Annotated in this window: 13 protein-coding genes; 8 read left to right on the top strand and 5 right to left on the bottom strand. The window is 71.3% G+C overall.

Annotation, left to right across the window (positions count from 1 at the left end; all coding sequences use genetic code 11):
• Nucleotides 1-54 precede the first annotated feature (54 nt).
• On the top strand, nucleotides 55-1,836 hold the full coding sequence (locus tag ACLBX8_RS10120; protein WP_447715056.1) for a PHA/PHB synthase family protein: 1,782 nt from the start codon (nucleotides 55-57) through the stop codon (nucleotides 1,834-1,836).
• A 181-nt stretch (nucleotides 1,837-2,017) separates the two neighbouring features.
• On the opposite strand, the gene ACLBX8_RS10115 is transcribed toward ACLBX8_RS10120, so the two are convergent.
• Nucleotides 2,018-3,331 (bottom strand): OmpP1/FadL family transporter, encoded by a 1,314-nt coding sequence (locus ACLBX8_RS10115; protein WP_026604564.1) that lies wholly within the window; start codon nucleotides 3,329-3,331, stop codon nucleotides 2,018-2,020.
• A 411-nt stretch (nucleotides 3,332-3,742) separates the two neighbouring features.
• Here ACLBX8_RS10115 and ACLBX8_RS10110 point away from each other — a divergent pair, with 411 nt between their 5' ends.
• The 3 genes from ACLBX8_RS10110 (at nucleotide 3,743) to bioB (ending at nucleotide 7,016) form a co-directional block, all read left to right on the top strand.
• The gene (locus ACLBX8_RS10110) at nucleotides 3,743-4,627 is read left to right on the top strand and encodes a fumarylacetoacetate hydrolase family protein (protein ID WP_447715047.1); all 885 of its coding nucleotides are present in this window, start codon (nucleotides 3,743-3,745) and stop codon (nucleotides 4,625-4,627) included.
• A 228-nt stretch (nucleotides 4,628-4,855) separates the two neighbouring features.
• Nucleotides 4,856-5,971, top strand: a complete 1,116-nt coding sequence (locus tag ACLBX8_RS10105) for a methyl-accepting chemotaxis protein (protein ID WP_447698297.1) — start codon at nucleotides 4,856-4,858, stop codon at nucleotides 5,969-5,971.
• Between the two features lie 31 nt (nucleotides 5,972-6,002).
• Nucleotides 6,003-7,016, top strand: a complete 1,014-nt coding sequence (bioB, locus tag ACLBX8_RS10100; protein ID WP_020090825.1) for a biotin synthase BioB — start codon at nucleotides 6,003-6,005, stop codon at nucleotides 7,014-7,016.
• 35 nt (nucleotides 7,017-7,051) lie between these two features.
• Here the strand turns inward: bioB and ACLBX8_RS10095 are convergent, their stop codons facing one another.
• From ACLBX8_RS10095 to mnmA, 4 genes are all read right to left on the bottom strand, one after another.
• Complete coding sequence (locus ACLBX8_RS10095) at nucleotides 7,052-8,539, bottom strand: sensor histidine kinase (protein ID WP_020090826.1); 1,488 nt, start codon at nucleotides 8,537-8,539, stop codon at nucleotides 7,052-7,054.
• 210 nt (nucleotides 8,540-8,749) lie between these two features.
• Nucleotides 8,750-9,553 carry a TVP38/TMEM64 family protein gene (locus ACLBX8_RS10090; protein WP_447698296.1) on the bottom strand — a complete coding sequence of 268 codons (804 nt, stop codon included), beginning with the start codon at nucleotides 9,551-9,553 and terminating at the stop codon, nucleotides 8,750-8,752.
• Nucleotides 9,550-10,203 carry a class I SAM-dependent methyltransferase gene (locus ACLBX8_RS10085; RefSeq protein ID WP_056531444.1) on the bottom strand — a complete coding sequence of 218 codons (654 nt, stop codon included), beginning with the start codon at nucleotides 10,201-10,203 and terminating at the stop codon, nucleotides 9,550-9,552. Before ACLBX8_RS10085 ends, ACLBX8_RS10090 begins: the two co-directional genes overlap by 4 nt.
• Nucleotides 10,204-10,228: 25 nt before the next feature.
• Entirely contained in the window at nucleotides 10,229-11,383 is a 1,155-nt protein-coding gene (gene mnmA, locus ACLBX8_RS10080) for a tRNA 2-thiouridine(34) synthase MnmA (RefSeq protein WP_447698295.1), read from the bottom strand.
• A 335-nt stretch (nucleotides 11,384-11,718) separates the two neighbouring features.
• Here mnmA and ACLBX8_RS10075 point away from each other — a divergent pair, with 335 nt between their 5' ends.
• The 4 genes from ACLBX8_RS10075 to fliF all read left to right on the top strand — a co-directional run bounded on the left by ACLBX8_RS10075 (nucleotide 11,719) and on the right by fliF (nucleotide 16,323).
• Nucleotides 11,719-13,179 (top strand): flagellar hook-length control protein FliK, encoded by a 1,461-nt coding sequence (locus tag ACLBX8_RS10075; RefSeq protein WP_447715046.1) that lies wholly within the window; start codon nucleotides 11,719-11,721, stop codon nucleotides 13,177-13,179.
• A gap of 89 nt (nucleotides 13,180-13,268) precedes the next feature.
• Nucleotides 13,269-13,955: a flagellar hook assembly protein FlgD gene (locus tag ACLBX8_RS10070; RefSeq protein ID WP_447698293.1), complete on the top strand. Its 687-nt coding sequence runs from the start codon at nucleotides 13,269-13,271 to the stop codon at nucleotides 13,953-13,955.
• A 91-nt stretch (nucleotides 13,956-14,046) separates the two neighbouring features.
• Nucleotides 14,047-14,322 (top strand): CtrA inhibitor SciP, encoded by a 276-nt coding sequence (sciP, locus tag ACLBX8_RS10065; protein ID WP_007569077.1) that lies wholly within the window; start codon nucleotides 14,047-14,049, stop codon nucleotides 14,320-14,322.
• Nucleotides 14,323-14,691: 369 nt separating this feature from the next.
• Nucleotides 14,692-16,323, top strand: coding sequence for a flagellar basal-body MS-ring/collar protein FliF (gene fliF / locus ACLBX8_RS10060; protein WP_091926505.1), 1,632 nt, complete (start codon nucleotides 14,692-14,694; stop codon nucleotides 16,321-16,323).
• Nucleotides 16,324-16,335 lie beyond the last annotated feature (12 nt).

The raw sequence follows: 16,335 nt of genomic DNA, 5'->3' as shown, positions 1-16,335 counted from the left end.
AGCCCGCAGGCGCCGGATCGGACCGCCCCTCCGAAGTCGGTCTCGAACGGCGCGATGCCGGACGGCACGGTCGCCCCGATGCCGGATTTCGAGGCGATTTCCCGCAATGCCGGTCAGTTCGTCGAGGCGATGGGGCGCAACGTCGCCCGCCTCCTCGGGCCCGAGGGCCAGGCGGGCGCACCCGGCAGCGAGATGAACGAGGCGGCCAAGGTGCTCGGCCAGGTGGCCGAGGCCTGGCTCGCCGATCCGAACCGCAGCGCCGAGGCGCAGGCGCGCCTGTCGCAGGCCTTCCTGTCGCTCTGGGGCTCGACCTACCTGCGCCTGCAGGGCCAGCCCGCCGATCCGGTGGCGCTGCCCGAGCCCCGGGACGCGCGCTTCGCCCACGCCGAGTGGACGACCAACCCGTATTTCGACTTCCTCAAGCAGGCCTACCTGCTCGCCACCCGCTGGGCCGAGAGCCTCGTCGACGAGGCCGAGGGGCTCGACGCGCACACGCGTCACAAGGCGCAGTTCTACCTGCGCCAAGTGACCAGCATGCTGTCGCCCTCGAACTTCCTGCCGACCAACCCGGAGCTGATCCGCCACACCCTGCAGGAGAACGGCGCCAATCTCGTCCGCGGCCTCAAGATGTACGAGGAGGATCTGGCGGCCGGCGGCGGGCAGCTGCGCGTGCGCCAGACCGACCCGAGCGGGTTCGAGGTCGGGCGCAACATGGCGGTCACCCCCGGCGAGGTGGTGTTCCGCAACGACCTGATCGAGCTGATCCAGTACGCGCCCACCACCGAGACCGTGCTGCGGCGCCCGTTCCTGATGGTCCCGCCCTGGATCAACAAGTTCTACATCCTCGACCTCAATCCGCAGAAGAGCTTCCTGAAGTGGATGGTCGACCAGGGCCTGACGGTCTTCTGCATCTCCTGGGTCAATCCCGATTCCCGCCACGCCGACAAGGACTTCGAGTCCTACATGCGCGAGGGGATCGAGGCGGCCATCGACGCGATCGGCGTCGCCACCGGTGAGAGCGAGGTCACGGCGGCGGGCTACTGCGTCGGCGGCACGCTGCTCGCGGTGACGCTCGCCATGCAGGCGGCCACCGGCAACCGACGGATCAAGAGCGCGACGCTGCTCACCACGCAGGTCGACTTCACCCACGCGGGCGACCTGAAGGTCTTCGCCGACGAGGAGCAGATCCGCCAGGTCGAGGCGCGCATGGCCGAGCAGGGCTACCTGGAGGGCGCCCGCATGGCGAACGCCTTCAACATGCTCCGGCCGAACGACCTGATCTGGCCCTACGTCGTGAACAACTACATCAAGGGCAAGGCACCCTCGGCCTTCGACCTGCTGTACTGGAACTCCGACGCCACCCGGATGCCGGCAGCCAACCACTCGTTCTACCTGCGCAACTGCTACCTCGACAACACGCTGGCGCAGGGGCGGATGGTGCTCGGCAACGTCCGCCTCGACCTCAGGAAGGTCCAGGTGCCGATCTTCAACCTCGCGACCCGCGAGGACCACATCGCGCCGGCGCTGTCGGTCTTCGAGGGTTCGAAGGTCTTCGGCGGGAAGGTCGATTTCGTCCTCGCCGGCTCCGGCCACATCGCCGGCGTGATCAACCCGCCGTCCAAGCCGAAATACGGCTACTGGACCGGCGGCCCCGTGAAGGGGACGCTCGAGGAGTGGATCAGGGCCGCGGTCGAGACCAAGGGCTCGTGGTGGCCCTACTGGTTCCAGTGGATCGAGGCGCAGGCCCCGGAGCGGGTGCCGGCCCGGCAGCCGGGCGGCGACGCGCTGCAATCCTTAGGGCCCGCGCCCGGCACATACGTGCGGATGCGCGCCTGAGGCGCGCGACGCACGCGGATCGATGGGTGAACGGCCGCGACGATCACGGAGCCGCCCGGTCATCACGAGCGGAGCGACGTGACCCGGGGCAGCGCGACACCTGTCGGCGTGGCGCTGCCCTGGATCCCTTCATTCCGCTCGCGAAGACGGCGGCAGCGCGGGACGCGACCGGAGCTGCCCGTCAGTACTTCCGCACGAGCGGCGCCGGGGCCGGGGCCGGCGGCGCGCCGAAGACGTAGCGGAAGCCCACCGAGACGATGTCGGCGCTGGAATCCACCACGCCCGCGAAGGCGATGTTGCTGATGTTGTAGTCGCGGCCGATGCCCGCGAGGATCCGCGAGCGGTCCAGGAAGAAGTGCGAGTAGGCGAGGTTCAGCGTCAGCTGCTGGCTCCAGCGGTAGCTGGCGCCGACCGAGACGTTGTACCGGTCGCCGTCCGGCAGGCGCACCGAGCGGTTCCGGAAGTCGATGGGCGAGGTCTCGTAGGCGAAGCCGGTCCGCAGCGTCAGGTTCGGCGACGCGTCGTATTCGGCGCCGATCGCGTAGGTGAACCCGTCTTTGTAGTTGAGCGGCAGGTTGTTCACCGGCAGGCCGATCGTCTTCGACACGATGCCGATGGTGCCGAGCCTCGACCAGTTGTCCCACTCGAAGCCGAGATTCACCCGCGCCACCGGCGAGACCGCCTGGGTCAGGCCGACGCTCAGCTTCTCGGGCGTGTTCAGCTTGGCGCGGACCTGTCCGGCCAGCGGCGCCAGGGCGACGAGCGGGACGCCGATCGAGCCGTCGATGTCATGGTGCACCGAGGAGCGGTAGCCGATGCCCAGCACGGTCCCGTCGCGGGGCGTCAGCGTGGCGCCGGCGGTGAAGCCCGCGCCCCAGGACTCACCCTTGAGGAAGGAGCTCGGATACGAGGTCGGCAGGATGCCGGGGATCGGCAGCGCCTGCCGCAGGGTCAGGCGGAAATACTCGATGTTCGGGCCGGCCGCGATCGAGAGCCACTCGTTGACCTTGAAGCCGATGACCGGGTTGATCGCCAGCGAGAAGATCCGCGACGAGCGTCCGTAGACCTCGCCGGCCCACACGTCCCGCGGCTTGGTGACGAGGCCGAAGGGGGCGCCGGTCGAGAGGCCGAGCCACAGGCGGTCGTTCAACTGGTACGAGGTCGCGCCCGCCGGCACGACGGCGCCCTGGCCCAGCTCACCCGAGCCGCCCAGCCGCGCGAAGCCCGGATTGGTGCCCGGCGCGGGCCGGATCTCCGAGGACAGGCCTATATAGGTGAAGTTCTGCTCCGCGACGAAGCCCGGGTTCATCGTGATCGTCGCGGGATTCCAGAACATCGACGAGACGCCGCCCGATCCCGACGCCGCGCCCGCGAAGGCCAGCCCCTGGGCCTCGGTGCTCTGCTCCCGGATCCCGAACGCCCCCGCCTGCACCTGCCCGGCGCCGAGGACCACCGCCGTCGCCGCCAGCATCGCAGCGCGAACCGTCCCGCCCATCTCTTCCCCCAAGCCTTCGTTCTGCTGGGCGCCGTCGATTGTTCGAGACCCGTTATGCGGCGACCTTCCATGCATGGTGCCGGTTTCGGATGCGGAACCGCAATGACCCCGACCATTTTCGGCACCGAGAGGAATAGTAGTAGATAAGGAGCGGTAAACGGCACCTTCACGAGCGAAAGCCCGTGATGATCGAGATTTTTCAGTCTTGATCCGAGCTGTCACACCGAGACGGCGACAGGAACAATATATCCGAACGTCGCCGACCCTGCACTTTTCCGCCGTCCTGTTGCCCTGCGGCGACACCCGGCGGACCGATACGCCGACGCGGCCGGCCTTGCACCCGGGTCGAGGCCCGGCCATGGTCCCGGCGTCCGGCGCAGACCGGTTCAGGGAAGGATGAGGAGTGCGGCCATGAAGCTCTTCCGGCACGGCCCGAGCGGCGACGAGAAGCCCGGCCTCGTGGATGCCAGCGGGGGGCTGCGCGACCTGTCGGGCATCGTGCGCGACATCGCCGGGCCGGCCCTCGCGCCCGACTCGCTGGCGCGGCTGCGCGCCCTGGATCCCGAGACCCTGCCAAAGCTGCCCCCGGACGTGCGGCTCGGCCCCTGCGTCGGCGGCACCCGGAACGTCGTCGCCATCGGCCTGAACTTCGCCGACCACGCCGAAGAGACCGGCTCGCCGATCCCCGCGGAGCCGATCATCTTCAACAAGGCCCCGTCCAGCCTGTGCGGGCCGAACGACACGGTCATCATTCCCAAGGGGTCGCACAGCACCGACTGGGAGGTGGAACTCGCCGTGGTGATCGGGCGGCGCGCCAGCTACGTCCACGCCAACGAGGCGCTGAGCTACGTTGCGGGCGCCTGCATCTGCAACGACGTCTCCGAGCGCGAGTGGCAGATGAACCGCGGTCCGACCTGGACCAAGGGCAAGAGCGCGCCGACCTTCGGCCCTCTCGGCCCCTGGCTGGTGACCCTCGACGAGATTCCCGACCTGAAGAACCTCGCCATGAGCCTCGACGTGAACGGCGAGCGCCGTCAGACCGGCTCGACCGCAACGATGATCTTCGACGTTCCCCAACTCGTCGCCTACGCGTCGCACTTCATGCTGCTGGAGCCGGGCGACGTGATCACCACCGGCACGCCGCCGGGCGTCGGCCTCGGCATGAAGCCGCCGCACTACCTCAAGGCCGGGGACGAGATGGTCCTGCGCATCGACCGGCTCGGCGAGCAGCGACAGAAGGTCATCGCCTTCGACGACTGGACCGCCAAGGTCTCGTCCGGCGAGCCGACGCACTGACAGACGGGCTGACAGACGGGCTGCCGCCCGCGTCCGGGCGGCGGCCCCGCGTCCAGGCAACGTCATCGATATTGGCGAGCGCCCGGCACCCGCGACCGACGGGATTTATATACTCTCGATTGAATTATGGATTGATTTTATTATTGTAAGTTATATCGTCGACCTTGATCGGTTAAGACTGTATTATATTATAGCTGTAAAATGCCCGCCTCGTCGATCGGGCCCGGCATGACTGCGAAAACTGATTTCCCCAATGACCGGACCTCCGGATCGGAGTCCGAGCCACCGACGCTCAGGTCGATCGAGATCCTGGCCGATGCCGTCAAGCAGGCGGCGCAGGAGAAGACCGGCCGGATCCGGCGGATCACGGCGCAGACCAAGATCCTCGCCCTCAACGCGCTCATCGAGGCCGCGCGCGCCGGAGATGAGGGACGCGGCTTCGCGGTCGTCGCCCAGGAAGTGCGCGCCCTCGGCGAGTCCGTGGACGTCATCGCCGGCGAGCTGGAGCTTCACCTGTCCGGCCGCATCGTCGAGCTGCAGCGCACCGTCGAGACGATGGCGGGCCGCGTCCAGGGAGAACGCCTGGTCGATCTCGCGCTCAACGCGGTCGAGCTGATCGATCGCAACCTCTACGAGCGGACCTGCGACGTGCGCTGGTGGGCGACCGACGCCGCCGTCGTCGCCTGTGCGGCCGATCCCGGCCCGGCCGCGGCGGCCTTCGCGGGCGACCGCCTCGGCATCATCCTCTCGGCCTACACGGTCTATCTCGATCTCTGGATCTGCGGCCTGGACGGCCGCATCCTCGCGACCGGCCGCGCCGATCGCTACCCGGGACTGCAGGGCCGGAGCGTCGCGGGGGAAGCGTGGTTCCGGGAGGCGCTCGCCCTGGAGAGCGGCGACGCCTTCGTCTGCGCCGACGTGCGGCAGGAGGATGCGCTGGGCGGCGCGCAGGTCGCCACCTACGCGGCGAGCGTGCGGGCGGGCGGTCAGGCGACCGGCGCACCGCTCGGCGTCCTGGCGATCCACTTCGACTGGGCACCGCAGGCCCACGCCATCGTTTCGGGGATCCGGGTCGCGCCGGAAGATCGGGGGCGCACCCGCGCCCTGCTGGTCGATGCCGGCGGCCGGGTGCTGGCCGCCTCGGATCAGGTCGGCCTCCTGACCGAGCGGGTCTCCTGCCGGATGGACGGCGAGACGAGCGGAGTCGTGCGGGATCCGCGGTCGGGCACGGTCACGGCCTTCCATCGGACACCGGGATACGAGACCTATCGCGGGCTGGGCTGGTACGGCATGATCGTCCAGACCGACCCCTCGGTCGGAGGTTCGGGCGCGAGGCCCGCTTGATTTCTGGCCGCCGATCCGGCTCAAACACCGCATGAGCGCGACTTCCCTCCCCGGTTCCCAGCAGCCCGACCTCGGCGACATCCGCCACGACTGGAGCGTGGCGGAGATCCGCGCGATCCACGACCTGCCGCTGATGGACCTCGTGTTCCGGGCCGCGCAGGTGCACCGCCGGCACAACGACCCCGCCGACATCCAGCGGGCCTCGCTCCTGTCGATCAAGACCGGCGGCTGCCCGGAGGATTGCGCCTACTGCCCGCAATCGGCCCATCACAAGGGCGCGGGCGTCGCGCGCGAGCGGCTGATGCCCGTGGAGACGGTGCTGGCCGAGGCGGCCGCCGCCAAGGCCGCCGGCGCCCAGCGCTTCTGCATGGGCGCCGCGTGGCGCCAGCCGAAGGACGGCCCGGAATTCGACGCGGTGCTCGCCATGGTGCGCGGCGTGCGCGGCCTCGGCATGGAGGCCTGCGTGACGCTCGGCATGCTCACGCCTTCGCAGGCCGGACGCCTCGCCGAGGCTGGGCTGACCTCCTACAACCACAACCTCGATACCGGCCCGGATTTCTACGAGGACATCATCTCCACCCGGACCTACGACGAGCGCCTGCAGACCCTCGCGAACGTCCGCGAGGCCGGGATCGGCGTGTGCTGCGGCGGTATCGTCGGGATGGGCGAAGGTGTCACCGACCGCGCCGCGATGCTCCAGGTTCTGTCCAACCACGCCCCCCATCCGGAAAGCGTGCCGATCAACGCCCTCGTGGCGGTGCCCGGCACCCCGCTGGAGGACCAGCCGGCGGTCGACCCGTTCGATCTGGTGCGCATGTGCGCCACGGCGCGGATCGTGATGCCGCGCTCCCGCGTGCGGCTCAGCGCCGGCCGCAAGAGCCTCACCCGCGAGGCCCAGGTGCTGTGCTTCCTCGCCGGCGCCAACTCGATCTTCTACGGCGAGCGGCTGCTCACCACCGCCAATAACGGGCAGGACGACGACGCGGCGCTGCTGGCCGATCTCGGCATCCGGGTCGGGGAGCCCGTCCGGGCCGCGGCCGAGTAGCGGCAGCGGGGCACCGTCTCGCGGGTCCGGTCCCGTCAGCCCTCCGGCAGCACGATCCGGAAGCGCGCGCCGCTCAGCCCCTCGGCCTCGCAATCGTCGAGGGTGAGGGTGCCGCCGTTGATCCCGATCAGCTCGGCGGCGATCGGCAGCCCGAGGCCCGTGCCACCGGACCGCATGGATCCCTGGAACGGCGCGAACAGGTTCTCCCGCGCGCGCGCCGGGAGACCGGGACCGTTATCGGCGACCAGGATCGTGACCCGGCCCGGTGCCGCGCGGGCGGCGACCACGCTCACGGCGGCCTCCGGCACGGCCGCCCCGTCCAGCGCCTGCACGGCATTGCGCACGAGGTTGGCCAGCGCCCGCCCGAGCTGCTCCGGATCGGCCTGCACGGAGAGATCGCCCGCCGCGACCTGGACGCTGACCGGATGCGCCGCCAGCGCGGCGAGATCCGGAAGTTCCGCGAAGACCGGTGCCAGCGGCGTGCTGGTGAGGAGCGGCGCCCGCTCGGAGACGCGCCCGTAGGCGAGGGTCGCCTCGCAGAAGCGGATCGCGCGGGCCAGCGTCCCGACGAGGCGGGGGGCCACGCGCTGCACGGTCGGATCCTCGGTCCCCTCCAGGCGGTCGCCCAGGAGCTGCGCGCCGGTCAGCAGGTTGCGCAGTTCGTGGCTGATCTTGCTGACCGCCAAGCCCAGTTCGGCGAGTCGCCGCTTCTGCCGGAGCTGATCGGCGAGGCTGCGCTGCATCCGCCCGAGCGCCCGCTCGGCCTGGCCGATCTCGTCGCTGCGGCGGGACGGCGCGATGATCCGCCCGGCATCCTCCGGATCGTCCGCGAAGGCCGTGATGCTGGTGGCGAGCCGCCGCACGGGGCGCACGATCAGCACCTGCAGCACCACGAAGACGAGACCGGCGGCGGCCGCCGCGATGATCAGCGAGGAGACCAGCAGGCGCAGCGCGTAGTCGATCATGGCGGTGCGCAGCGGCGCCTCGTCGAGCAGGATCTCGACCCGGTCGAAACCGATGCCGCCCTCCCCGACCACGCGGATCGGCTCGTGGACCGGCGCCACGAGGGTGCGCCACGCGCCCCGGATCGCCGACAGGGCGGTGACGTCGCGCAGGTCGACGGTGTCGGCGACCTGCTCGGGCATGGGCTCGATGGCGAGCAGACGCTGGGCGCCGCCGCCGCGGACGGCGATGGCGCGGGCGTTCACGCCGGCCAGGAGCCGGCTCTCGAGCGGCTCGGAGACCGGCTCGCCGGTCCGCCCGTCGAGCACCAGAGCGGCGACCTGCGCGGCCGCCAGGCGGTCGGACATCCACTCGATCCGGTAATTGGCCACCGCCGGCACGTAGGTCAGCACCTCGGCCACCACCACGAACGCGACGGTGACGAGGAACAGGCGCCCGGACAGGCCGAGGCGCGCGGTGCGCCGCTCGGGGACGTCGCGGGCCGGTGCGGGCGCCGGCGTTGCCGGTGCCGCGGCCTGATGGGACTCGAGGGACACGCCGGTCACGCTCCGCGCCGGCATCGCGGATGAGGATCGGCGGAGAGAGGATTGAGAAAGCTCGAGCCGGGTTCGGCCTTCGCGGGATACATGTTCGCAAGCCACAGATTCGCAGGCGGGAATACAGGCTCCCGGCGGCGAGCACTATACGATATCACCCTCCAAGCGGTTGCACGCGCCCTCAGACACCGAAAAACACAGCCGGTGGCGGATCGCGCGTCTCGGCGGCGCATCTCAGCCGCGTCGGGCGCGGCGGCTCAGCAGCATGCTGACCAGGGCGAAGACGGCCAGCATCGCGAGACCTGCAACCATCTTGGGCGTGACCAGGGCGCGCAGGGTCAGGGCCTGGTCGCAGCCGCCCGACCCCGTCGCGAGGCAGGCGGCCCTGGCGGCCTCGTGGGCGGCGACGACGTCCTCGATGCCCGCGCCCGTGGTGGCGTACACGACCGCGCCCGGCAGCAGCCCCAGGAACGTCGCGAGCACGAAGACCCGCATCTTCACCCCGAAGGCGGCGGGCGCGAGGTTGGTCACCCAGAACGGGAACAGCGGCAGGAGGCGGAGCACCGCGATGTAGCCGAAGGCGTCGCGGCGGAAGCCCTCGGCCAGCCCGGCCAGGCGCGTGCCGCCCATGCGCCGCAGCAGGTCGGCGCCGGGCCCGCGGCCGATCGCGAACACGATGGCCGCCCCGGTCGTGGCCGCACAGACCGCGGTGAGGGCCCCCGGCACGATGCCGAACAGGAAGCCGCAGACCATCGTGAGGATCAGCGTGGCCGGCACCGACACGACGACGGCCCCGACATAGAGGCAGTAGGCCGCGACCAGCGCGCGGAGATACCCGGCCTCGACGAAGCCGCGCAGCCAGAGGCGGGACGCGAGCAGGCGGTCGAGGCTGAGGAGTTGCGCGGCTCCCGAGACCAGGACCACCGCCGACACCGTCAGGAGCAGCGCCAGCGGGAGCCAGCGCCGCAGGCGCTTCCAGCGCCCCTCGCGGTTCTCGACGCAGCCTTCGGCGACGGGGGCGTTGCCGGTCTCGCTCACCCGGGCTTGCGCATCCGCAGGATCTTGAAGAACCCGCCCGGGAAGGTCGGCTTCAACCCCAGGACCTCGACGCCGTTGCGCCGCGCCCAGGCCTCGATCCGCGTCGCCTTGAAGTCCGACGACCAACCGATCTTCGTGCAGAGCGGCGCCACGACTTCCTCGACCCGGGCCAGAGGGCCGTCGCTCTGGCCGAAATGGTTGGCGAGGACGATGCCGCCGCCCGGGCGCACCACCCGCAGGAACTCCGACATCGCGGCCTCGGGGTCGGGCACCAGGGTGATCAGGAACTGGGCCACGACGGCGTCGAAGCTCGCGTCGGCGTAGCCGAGGTGGCAGACGTCCATCACCTGGAGGCCCTTCACGTGGGCCAGGTTCCGGCGCCGGACCTTGGCGCGGGCGCGCTTGAGCATGTCCTCGGAGAGGTCGACGCCGCAGACGAAGCTGGCCTTCGGATAGTAGCCCAGCGCCAGCCCGGTGCCGACGCCGGCCTCCAGGATCCGCGGCCCGTGCTCGGCCGCCGCCTCGACGGCGGCGCGGGCCGCGGGCTCGGTGAGCTTGTCGTAGACCACGTCGTAGACGGGGGCCCAGCGGGCATAGGCCTTGCGCATCAGGGCCGTGCTCGGCCCGGCCATCTGCGGCTCGCTCAGCATCGTTCGAAGTTTCCAGAGGTTGAGATCAGGCGGCCTCGCGGGGCCGGGCCGACAACGCGTCGACACGCCGGATGGTGCCGCCGCCCAGGACCCGGGCCCGGGGGCCGTCATCCGCGTAGATCGCGCAGGCCTGGCCCGGCGACACGCCGTCCTCGGGCTCGGCGAGCACGACCTCGGCCGCGCCGTCCGGCCCGACCGTCAGCGTTGCCGAGCGCGGCGGACGGGTCGAGCGCACGCGGACCGCCACCGGCAGGTCGCGCACGGCCGCCACCGGCCCCTCGCCGAGCCAGTTCAGGTCCGAGAGGCGGATCCGGGTCGTGGCCAGCGCCGTGCGCGGCCCGACCACAACGCGGGCCGAGTCCGGCTCCAGCCGCACGACGTAGAGCGGCTCGGGCCCGGACAGGCCCAGGCCCTTCCGCTGGCCCACCGTGTAATGCACGATCCCGTCGTGCCGGCCGAGAACCTGGCCGGCGAGGTCGACGATCTCGCCGGGCCGCGCCGCGTCGGGGCGCAGACGCGCGATCACGTCGCTGTAGCGGCCCTGCGGTACGAAGCAGATGTCCTGGCTGTCCGGCTTCTCGGCGAGCGACAGGCCGAGATCCTTCGCGAGCGCGCGGGTCTCGGTCTTCTCCATCTCGCCCAGGGGGAAGCGCAGGAAGTCCAGCTGCTCCGCCGTGGTCGCGTAGAGGAAGTAGCTCTGGTCGCGGGCGGGATCGAGGGCGCGGTAGAGCGCGCGGCCGCCGCCCGGGAGCGCCCGGCTGGCCACGTAGTGGCCGGTGGCGAGCGCGTCGGCGTCGAGGTCGCGGGCGAGGCCCAGCAGGTCGCGGAACTTCACCGTGCGGTTGCACTCGACACAGGGGATCGGCGTCTCGCCCGCGAGGTAGCTCTCGGCGAACTTCTCGATGACTTCGTCGCGGAAGCGATCCTCGTAGTCGAGGACGTAGTGCGGGATGCCGAGATGCTCCGCCGCCGCCCGGGCGTCGTGGATGTCCTGGCCGGCGCAGCACGCGCCCTTGCGGTGGCTCGCCGCGCCGTGGTCGTAGAGCTGGAGCGTGACGCCGACCACGTCGAAGCCCTGCCGCTTCAGCAGGCCCGCGACCACGGAGGAATCGACGCCGCCCGACATGGCGACGACGACGCGCGTCTCGTGGGGGGCTTTGGGAAGATCGAGGGCGTTCATCGCGAGGGTCCGCAGCCGCCGGCCCGAAAGCTCCCTGGCTGCACGGGCCGTCTATAGCGGGACTTCGCCCGGCTTTCCAGGGCAGCGGGATCGGACACTCGGCAGATCCTGCCGGGCGGGCGGCAGCTTCGATCAGGTCCGACCCGCGCGCTGCAAGCAGAGAACGATATTTTTCAGAGACTTATCCGTCCGGTACGGTGGCGCGCGCCTTGCTGCTGTGCGGCCCAGAGGAGTCCGGAATGGCGAGCGGCGCGGCGGATCGTTTGGATGTCACCACGTGGATTCCGTCCGCGCGGAACGCGCAGGCGCAGCGTTCGGGCTGGGAGGCCGCGGGCGTGGCGGCCCGCGCCGGCAATTCCGCGCAGGACCGCTTCGGCGCCGCCCTGAGCGCGGCCCAGGCCCGCGACGACGCCGCGACGGCGCGGGCCCGCGCCGCCGATCAGCGCGACGTCGCCGCCTCGGCCCGCGCCCGTCAGGCCGACCTGCGCGATCAGGCCGACGCCGCGCGGCTGGCCGGCGACCGCGCCCGGGATGCGGCGCTTCAGACCGAGGCCCGGGTCGCGGACAAGAGGGTCAGCCTCGCCAAGCCGGCGGATGCGCCGGCCTCGGCCGCGCGGGCCGAGGGACCGCCCTCCGCCGCGGGCGCGCGCGCCGAGGCTCCGAAGGCGGGCGCGGCGCGCACCGCCGAGACCGGCCGGACGGGAGCCGCCGGGCAGCAGGATTCCGAGGCCGTCGCGGCCGGGCAGGATCCGGCCGCCGAGGCGGCCGGCACCGCAGGCCCCGAGGCCGACGCGGCAGTGCCGCCGCAGAAGGCCGAGCCCGCCGCGCAGCCCGCGGCCTCGGGGCCGTCCGCCTCCCTGCTGGCCCTCATCGCCGCGCTGTCCGAGGGGGGCGGCGCGACCGGGACGGTCAAGACCGAGGCCGAGGCTGAGACGGATGCGGGTAGCGGCACGGCGCCAGCGCAGGACGGCTCGGCGGCTCTCTCCGGAACCGGCGCAACCGCGGGCCCTTCCGGCACGAACGCTCAGGGCGGCGGCCGCGCGGCCGGAACCGTACCCAGCATCGCCGGGACCGCTCCGGCATCGGCGGGCGCCGGTCACGAACCCGGCAAAGTCGGACCGGGCAGCGTCCCGGTCGACGGCCTGACGGCCGGCGGCGCGGCGGCCGCGACGTCCGATGCGGCGGCCCAGGATTTCCTCACCGCCCTGACCGACGTTGGCCAGGGCGCAGGTCCGCTTCAGACGCTGCCCGCGGCGGCGCAGGGTGGTCCGGCGCCGCCCGCGACATCCGGCCAGGCCGTGGACACGACGCGCGCCGCCCAGGAGACCGCCGCGCCGACGCAGACCGCGTCGCTCCAGACCGACCCACCCATCCCGATCGGCCAGGTGCCGATGACCATCGGCCTGAGGTCGCTGCGCGGATCCAACGAGTTCCAGATCCGGCTCGACCCGGCCGAGCTCGGGCGCATCGACGTTAAGCTGGAGATCGACAAGGCACACGGCCGCGTCATGACCCACCTCGTGGTCGACCGGCCCGAGACCCTCGCGCTGCTCCAGCGCGACGCCGGCCAGCTGCAGCAGGCGCTGACCCAGGCCGGCTTCGATCCCTCGGCCGGCGGGATCAACCTGTCGCTGCGGGGCGACGGAAGCGCCCAGAGCGGCGGCAGCGGCGGTCAGCCGGGCGATTCCCCGCGCGGGGGCGGCACGGGCTGGTCGCGCGATCAGGCGGAAGCCCCGCACGAGGTCGCCCCGATCCGCGTCCTGCGCGGCTACGGCGGCCTCGACATGAGGATCTAGGCGGTACGCGCGGCGCCCGCATCGCGGACCCACACAGACACGACGCGCATCCGGCCCCTGCGCCAGGACGCGGCACAGGAGAGATCAGCATGACGAGCGGTATATCGAGCCTGACGAGCACGACGAACACGACGGGCTCGTCCACGAGCAGCAGCGGCAACGCCACCGAGATCGCCAGCAACTTCACGCAGTTCCTGACGCTGCTGACCACGCAGCTCAAGAATCAGAACCCCCTCGACCCGATGGACACCAACCAGTTCACGCAGCAGCTGGTGCAGTTCGCCGGCGTCGAGCAGCAGCTCAAGACCAACGACCGCCTCGACAGCATCCTGAGCGCCTCGCAATCGGCGAGCTCGGCCTCGGCCACGAGCTACATCGGGAAGACCGTGTCGGCCGACGGCAGCGCCTCGCAGCTGTCCGGCGGCTCCGCCTCCTGGACGCTGAACCCGGCCCGGGCCGCCTCGAAGGCGGTGATCACGGTCCTGGACTCGAAGAGCAACGTCGTGGCCACGCAGACCACCGCGCTCAATGCCGGCAGCCAGACCTACACGTGGAACGGCAAGACCTCGGCCGGCCTGACCGCGCCCGGCGGGAACTACTCGATCAAGGTGGCGGCCACGGATGCCACCGGCTCGAGCGTTTCGGTCGATACGAGCCTCACGGGCACGGTCGACGAGGTCGATCTCAGCGGAACGTCGCCGGTGCTGGTGATCGGTTCGCAGCGCGTGCCGCTGTCCAGCGTCCAGACCATCGGGTTGTCCACAAGTGGCACTTAACGAATCACATCCGAGTGACTCGCTTCAACATCTCTTAAGCGGGCACAAGTACCTTCAATGCTCGACAGGTCAGTCGAGTGTAGAGCGTATCATGACCGAACCGAGCCGCCCGAGAGTGAAGTACGTGATCGGGCCCGACGGCAGCCCCCTGACGATCGCGGACCTTCCGCCCCCGAGCACCCGTCGCTGGGTGATCCGGCGCAAGGCCGAGGTCGTGGCCGCGGTGCGCGGCGGCCTCCTCAGCCTGGAGGAGGCGTGCAAGCGCTACACGCTGACCACAGAGGAATTCCTCAGCTGGCAGTTCTCCATCGACCAGCACGGCCTCGCCGGCCTGCGGACGACCCGGATCCAGCACTACCGTCACTGATCCGCGGCGCCCGTGCCGGGCGCCCCTATCCCGGGACGCCGCCGGCGCTTCCGGGTCTCATCGAGGCCGCGGGTGCCGGACCCGGCGCCTCGGCGACTCTGGTCGAGGGACCCGCTTCGCGGCCCCGGACCGACGCGAAGGCCACCCGCCCGCAGCGACGACCTCAGACGGCGCCGAGGGGCTGGCCCGCTCGAATCCGAGGACTCACGAAGCCGCGTCCGGACCCCGGGCGCGGCTTCGGTCGTTCCGGCGCCCGCATCCGAGCCCGTGGGACGCCTCCGCATTAACGACCCGCTAACCACGACCTGGGCAATTTCTGCCGAGCGGGCCGCCGGGGTCCGCCAGCGTTAGAGTGCAGCGAATCCTCCCGTGAAGCCGGTTCTCGATCTCGTCACGAAGTTCGGACCGGCCCGAATCGCCGCCATGGCGGCGGTGACGCTGACGCTAATCGGCTTCTTCGCCTTCATCATCCTGCGGGTCTCGCGCCCCGACATGGGCGTGCTGTTTTCCGACCTGTCGATGCAGGACTCGGCCTCCGTGGTCCGGGAGCTGGACAGCCGCGGCATCCGCTACGAGACGCGGGGCGATGCCGGGCAGACGATCCTGGCCCCCCGCCCGGACCTCGCCAAGCTGCGCATGGACCTCGCCGGCAAGGGCCTGCCGACCCAGGGCGGCGTCGGCTACGAGATCTTCGACAAGGGCGACGCGTTCTCGTCCACCAACTTCGTTCAGAACGTGAACCATCTGCGCGCCCTGGAGGGCGAACTGGCGCGCTCGATCCGGGCGATCGGGCGGGTCCAGGCGGCCCGCGTCCATCTCGTGCTGCCGGAGCGCCGCCTGTTCGAGCGGGACCGGGAGAGCCCGAGCGCGGCGATCGTGCTGAAGCTGATGGGCGATCTCGATTCCGGGCAGGTCCGGGCGATCCGCCATCTCGTGGCCTCCGCGGTGGAGGGCCTCAAGCCCGAACGGATCTCGATCGTCGATGAGCGCGGCCGGCTTCTGGCCGACGGCGCCCGGGACGCCGCGGCCGACGTCGCCGGCGGGTTCGAGGACCGGCAGGTCGGCCTCGAACGGCGCCTGCGCGGCCAGATCGAGGACGTCGTCGCCGGAATCGTCGGCCCGGGCCGGGCCCGCGTCCAGGTCAACGCGGAACTGGACCTCAACCGGGTCGAGAGCCGCTCCGAGACTTTCGATCCCGAGAGCCGGGTCGTGCGCTCCGCCCAGACCCGCACCGAATCGGCGGTCACCGGCAATGCCGAGGGACAGGTCAGCGTCGGCAACGAGTTGCCCGGCGCCAATGGCGGCGACAAGACGCCGACGCCCAAGGACGCGACCAACAAGAACGAGGAAACCACCAACTACGAGATCTCGCGGGTCACCAAGACCGAGATCGCCGAGAGCGGCCGGATCAAGCGCCTGTCGGTCGCCGTGGTGCTCGACGGCGTCTACGCCACCGCCCCCGACGGCAAGCAGACTTACAGCCCGCGCACGCCCGCCGAGATCGAGAGGATCACCGCGCTGGTGCGCGGCGCCGTCGGCTTCGACAAGGCCCGCGGCGACCAGATCGAGGTGGTGAACCTGCGCTTCGCGGAGGCGCCGAGCGTGCCGCAATTCACCGAGCCCACGCTGATCCAGTCGCTGCTCGCCCCCACCAAGGAGGACGTGCTGCGCATGGCCGAGCTCGCCGTCCTGGCGCTGCTGACGCTCATCGTCCTGCTCACGGTGGTCCGCCCCCTGGTGCGCCAGGTGCTCGCGCCGGTCCCAGAGGCCCCGGTCCTGACGGCGTCCGGAATGGCGCTCCCCGGCGACGCCGCCGCGGTCGCGGGTCCGGGCCAGACCGTGACGGTCATCGACCGCGACAACCCGACCGCGCGGCTGATGGAGTTCGCCAAGATCAACGGCCAGGTCCAGGCCGAGACGGTCCAGCGCGTGGTCGACATGGTCCGGGCGAGCCCGTCCGAGACCGTCGAGGTGCTGCGCACCTGGATCCAGGAAGAGTGAAGCGTAGGGCGT

The sequence above is a fragment of the Methylobacterium sp. D48H genome (assembly GCF_053345715.1).
The sequence above is the reverse complement of the archived record's forward strand: the minus strand, read 5'-3'. Positions and strand labels throughout refer to the sequence as shown.

Coding starts and splice junctions, on each gene's coding strand:
- ACLBX8_RS10120 (WP_447715056.1), top strand. CDS start 55: ATGCCGGACGGCACGGTCGCCCCGATGCCGGATTTCGAGGCGATTTCC.
- ACLBX8_RS10115 (WP_026604564.1), bottom strand. CDS start 3,331: ATGGGCGGGACGGTTCGCGCTGCGATGCTGGCGGCGACGGCGGTGGTC.
- ACLBX8_RS10110 (WP_447715047.1), top strand. CDS start 3,743: ATGAAGCTCTTCCGGCACGGCCCGAGCGGCGACGAGAAGCCCGGCCTC.
- ACLBX8_RS10105 (WP_447698297.1), top strand. CDS start 4,856: ATGACTGCGAAAACTGATTTCCCCAATGACCGGACCTCCGGATCGGAG.
- bioB (WP_020090825.1), top strand. CDS start 6,003: ATGAGCGCGACTTCCCTCCCCGGTTCCCAGCAGCCCGACCTCGGCGAC.
- ACLBX8_RS10095 (WP_020090826.1), bottom strand. CDS start 8,539: ATGCCGGCGCGGAGCGTGACCGGCGTGTCCCTCGAGTCCCATCAGGCC.
- ACLBX8_RS10085 (WP_056531444.1), bottom strand. CDS start 10,203: ATGCTGAGCGAGCCGCAGATGGCCGGGCCGAGCACGGCCCTGATGCGC.
- mnmA (WP_447698295.1), bottom strand. CDS start 11,383: ATGAACGCCCTCGATCTTCCCAAAGCCCCCCACGAGACGCGCGTCGTC.
- ACLBX8_RS10070 (WP_447698293.1), top strand. CDS start 13,269: ATGACGAGCGGTATATCGAGCCTGACGAGCACGACGAACACGACGGGC.
- sciP (WP_007569077.1), top strand. CDS start 14,047: ATGACCGAACCGAGCCGCCCGAGAGTGAAGTACGTGATCGGGCCCGAC.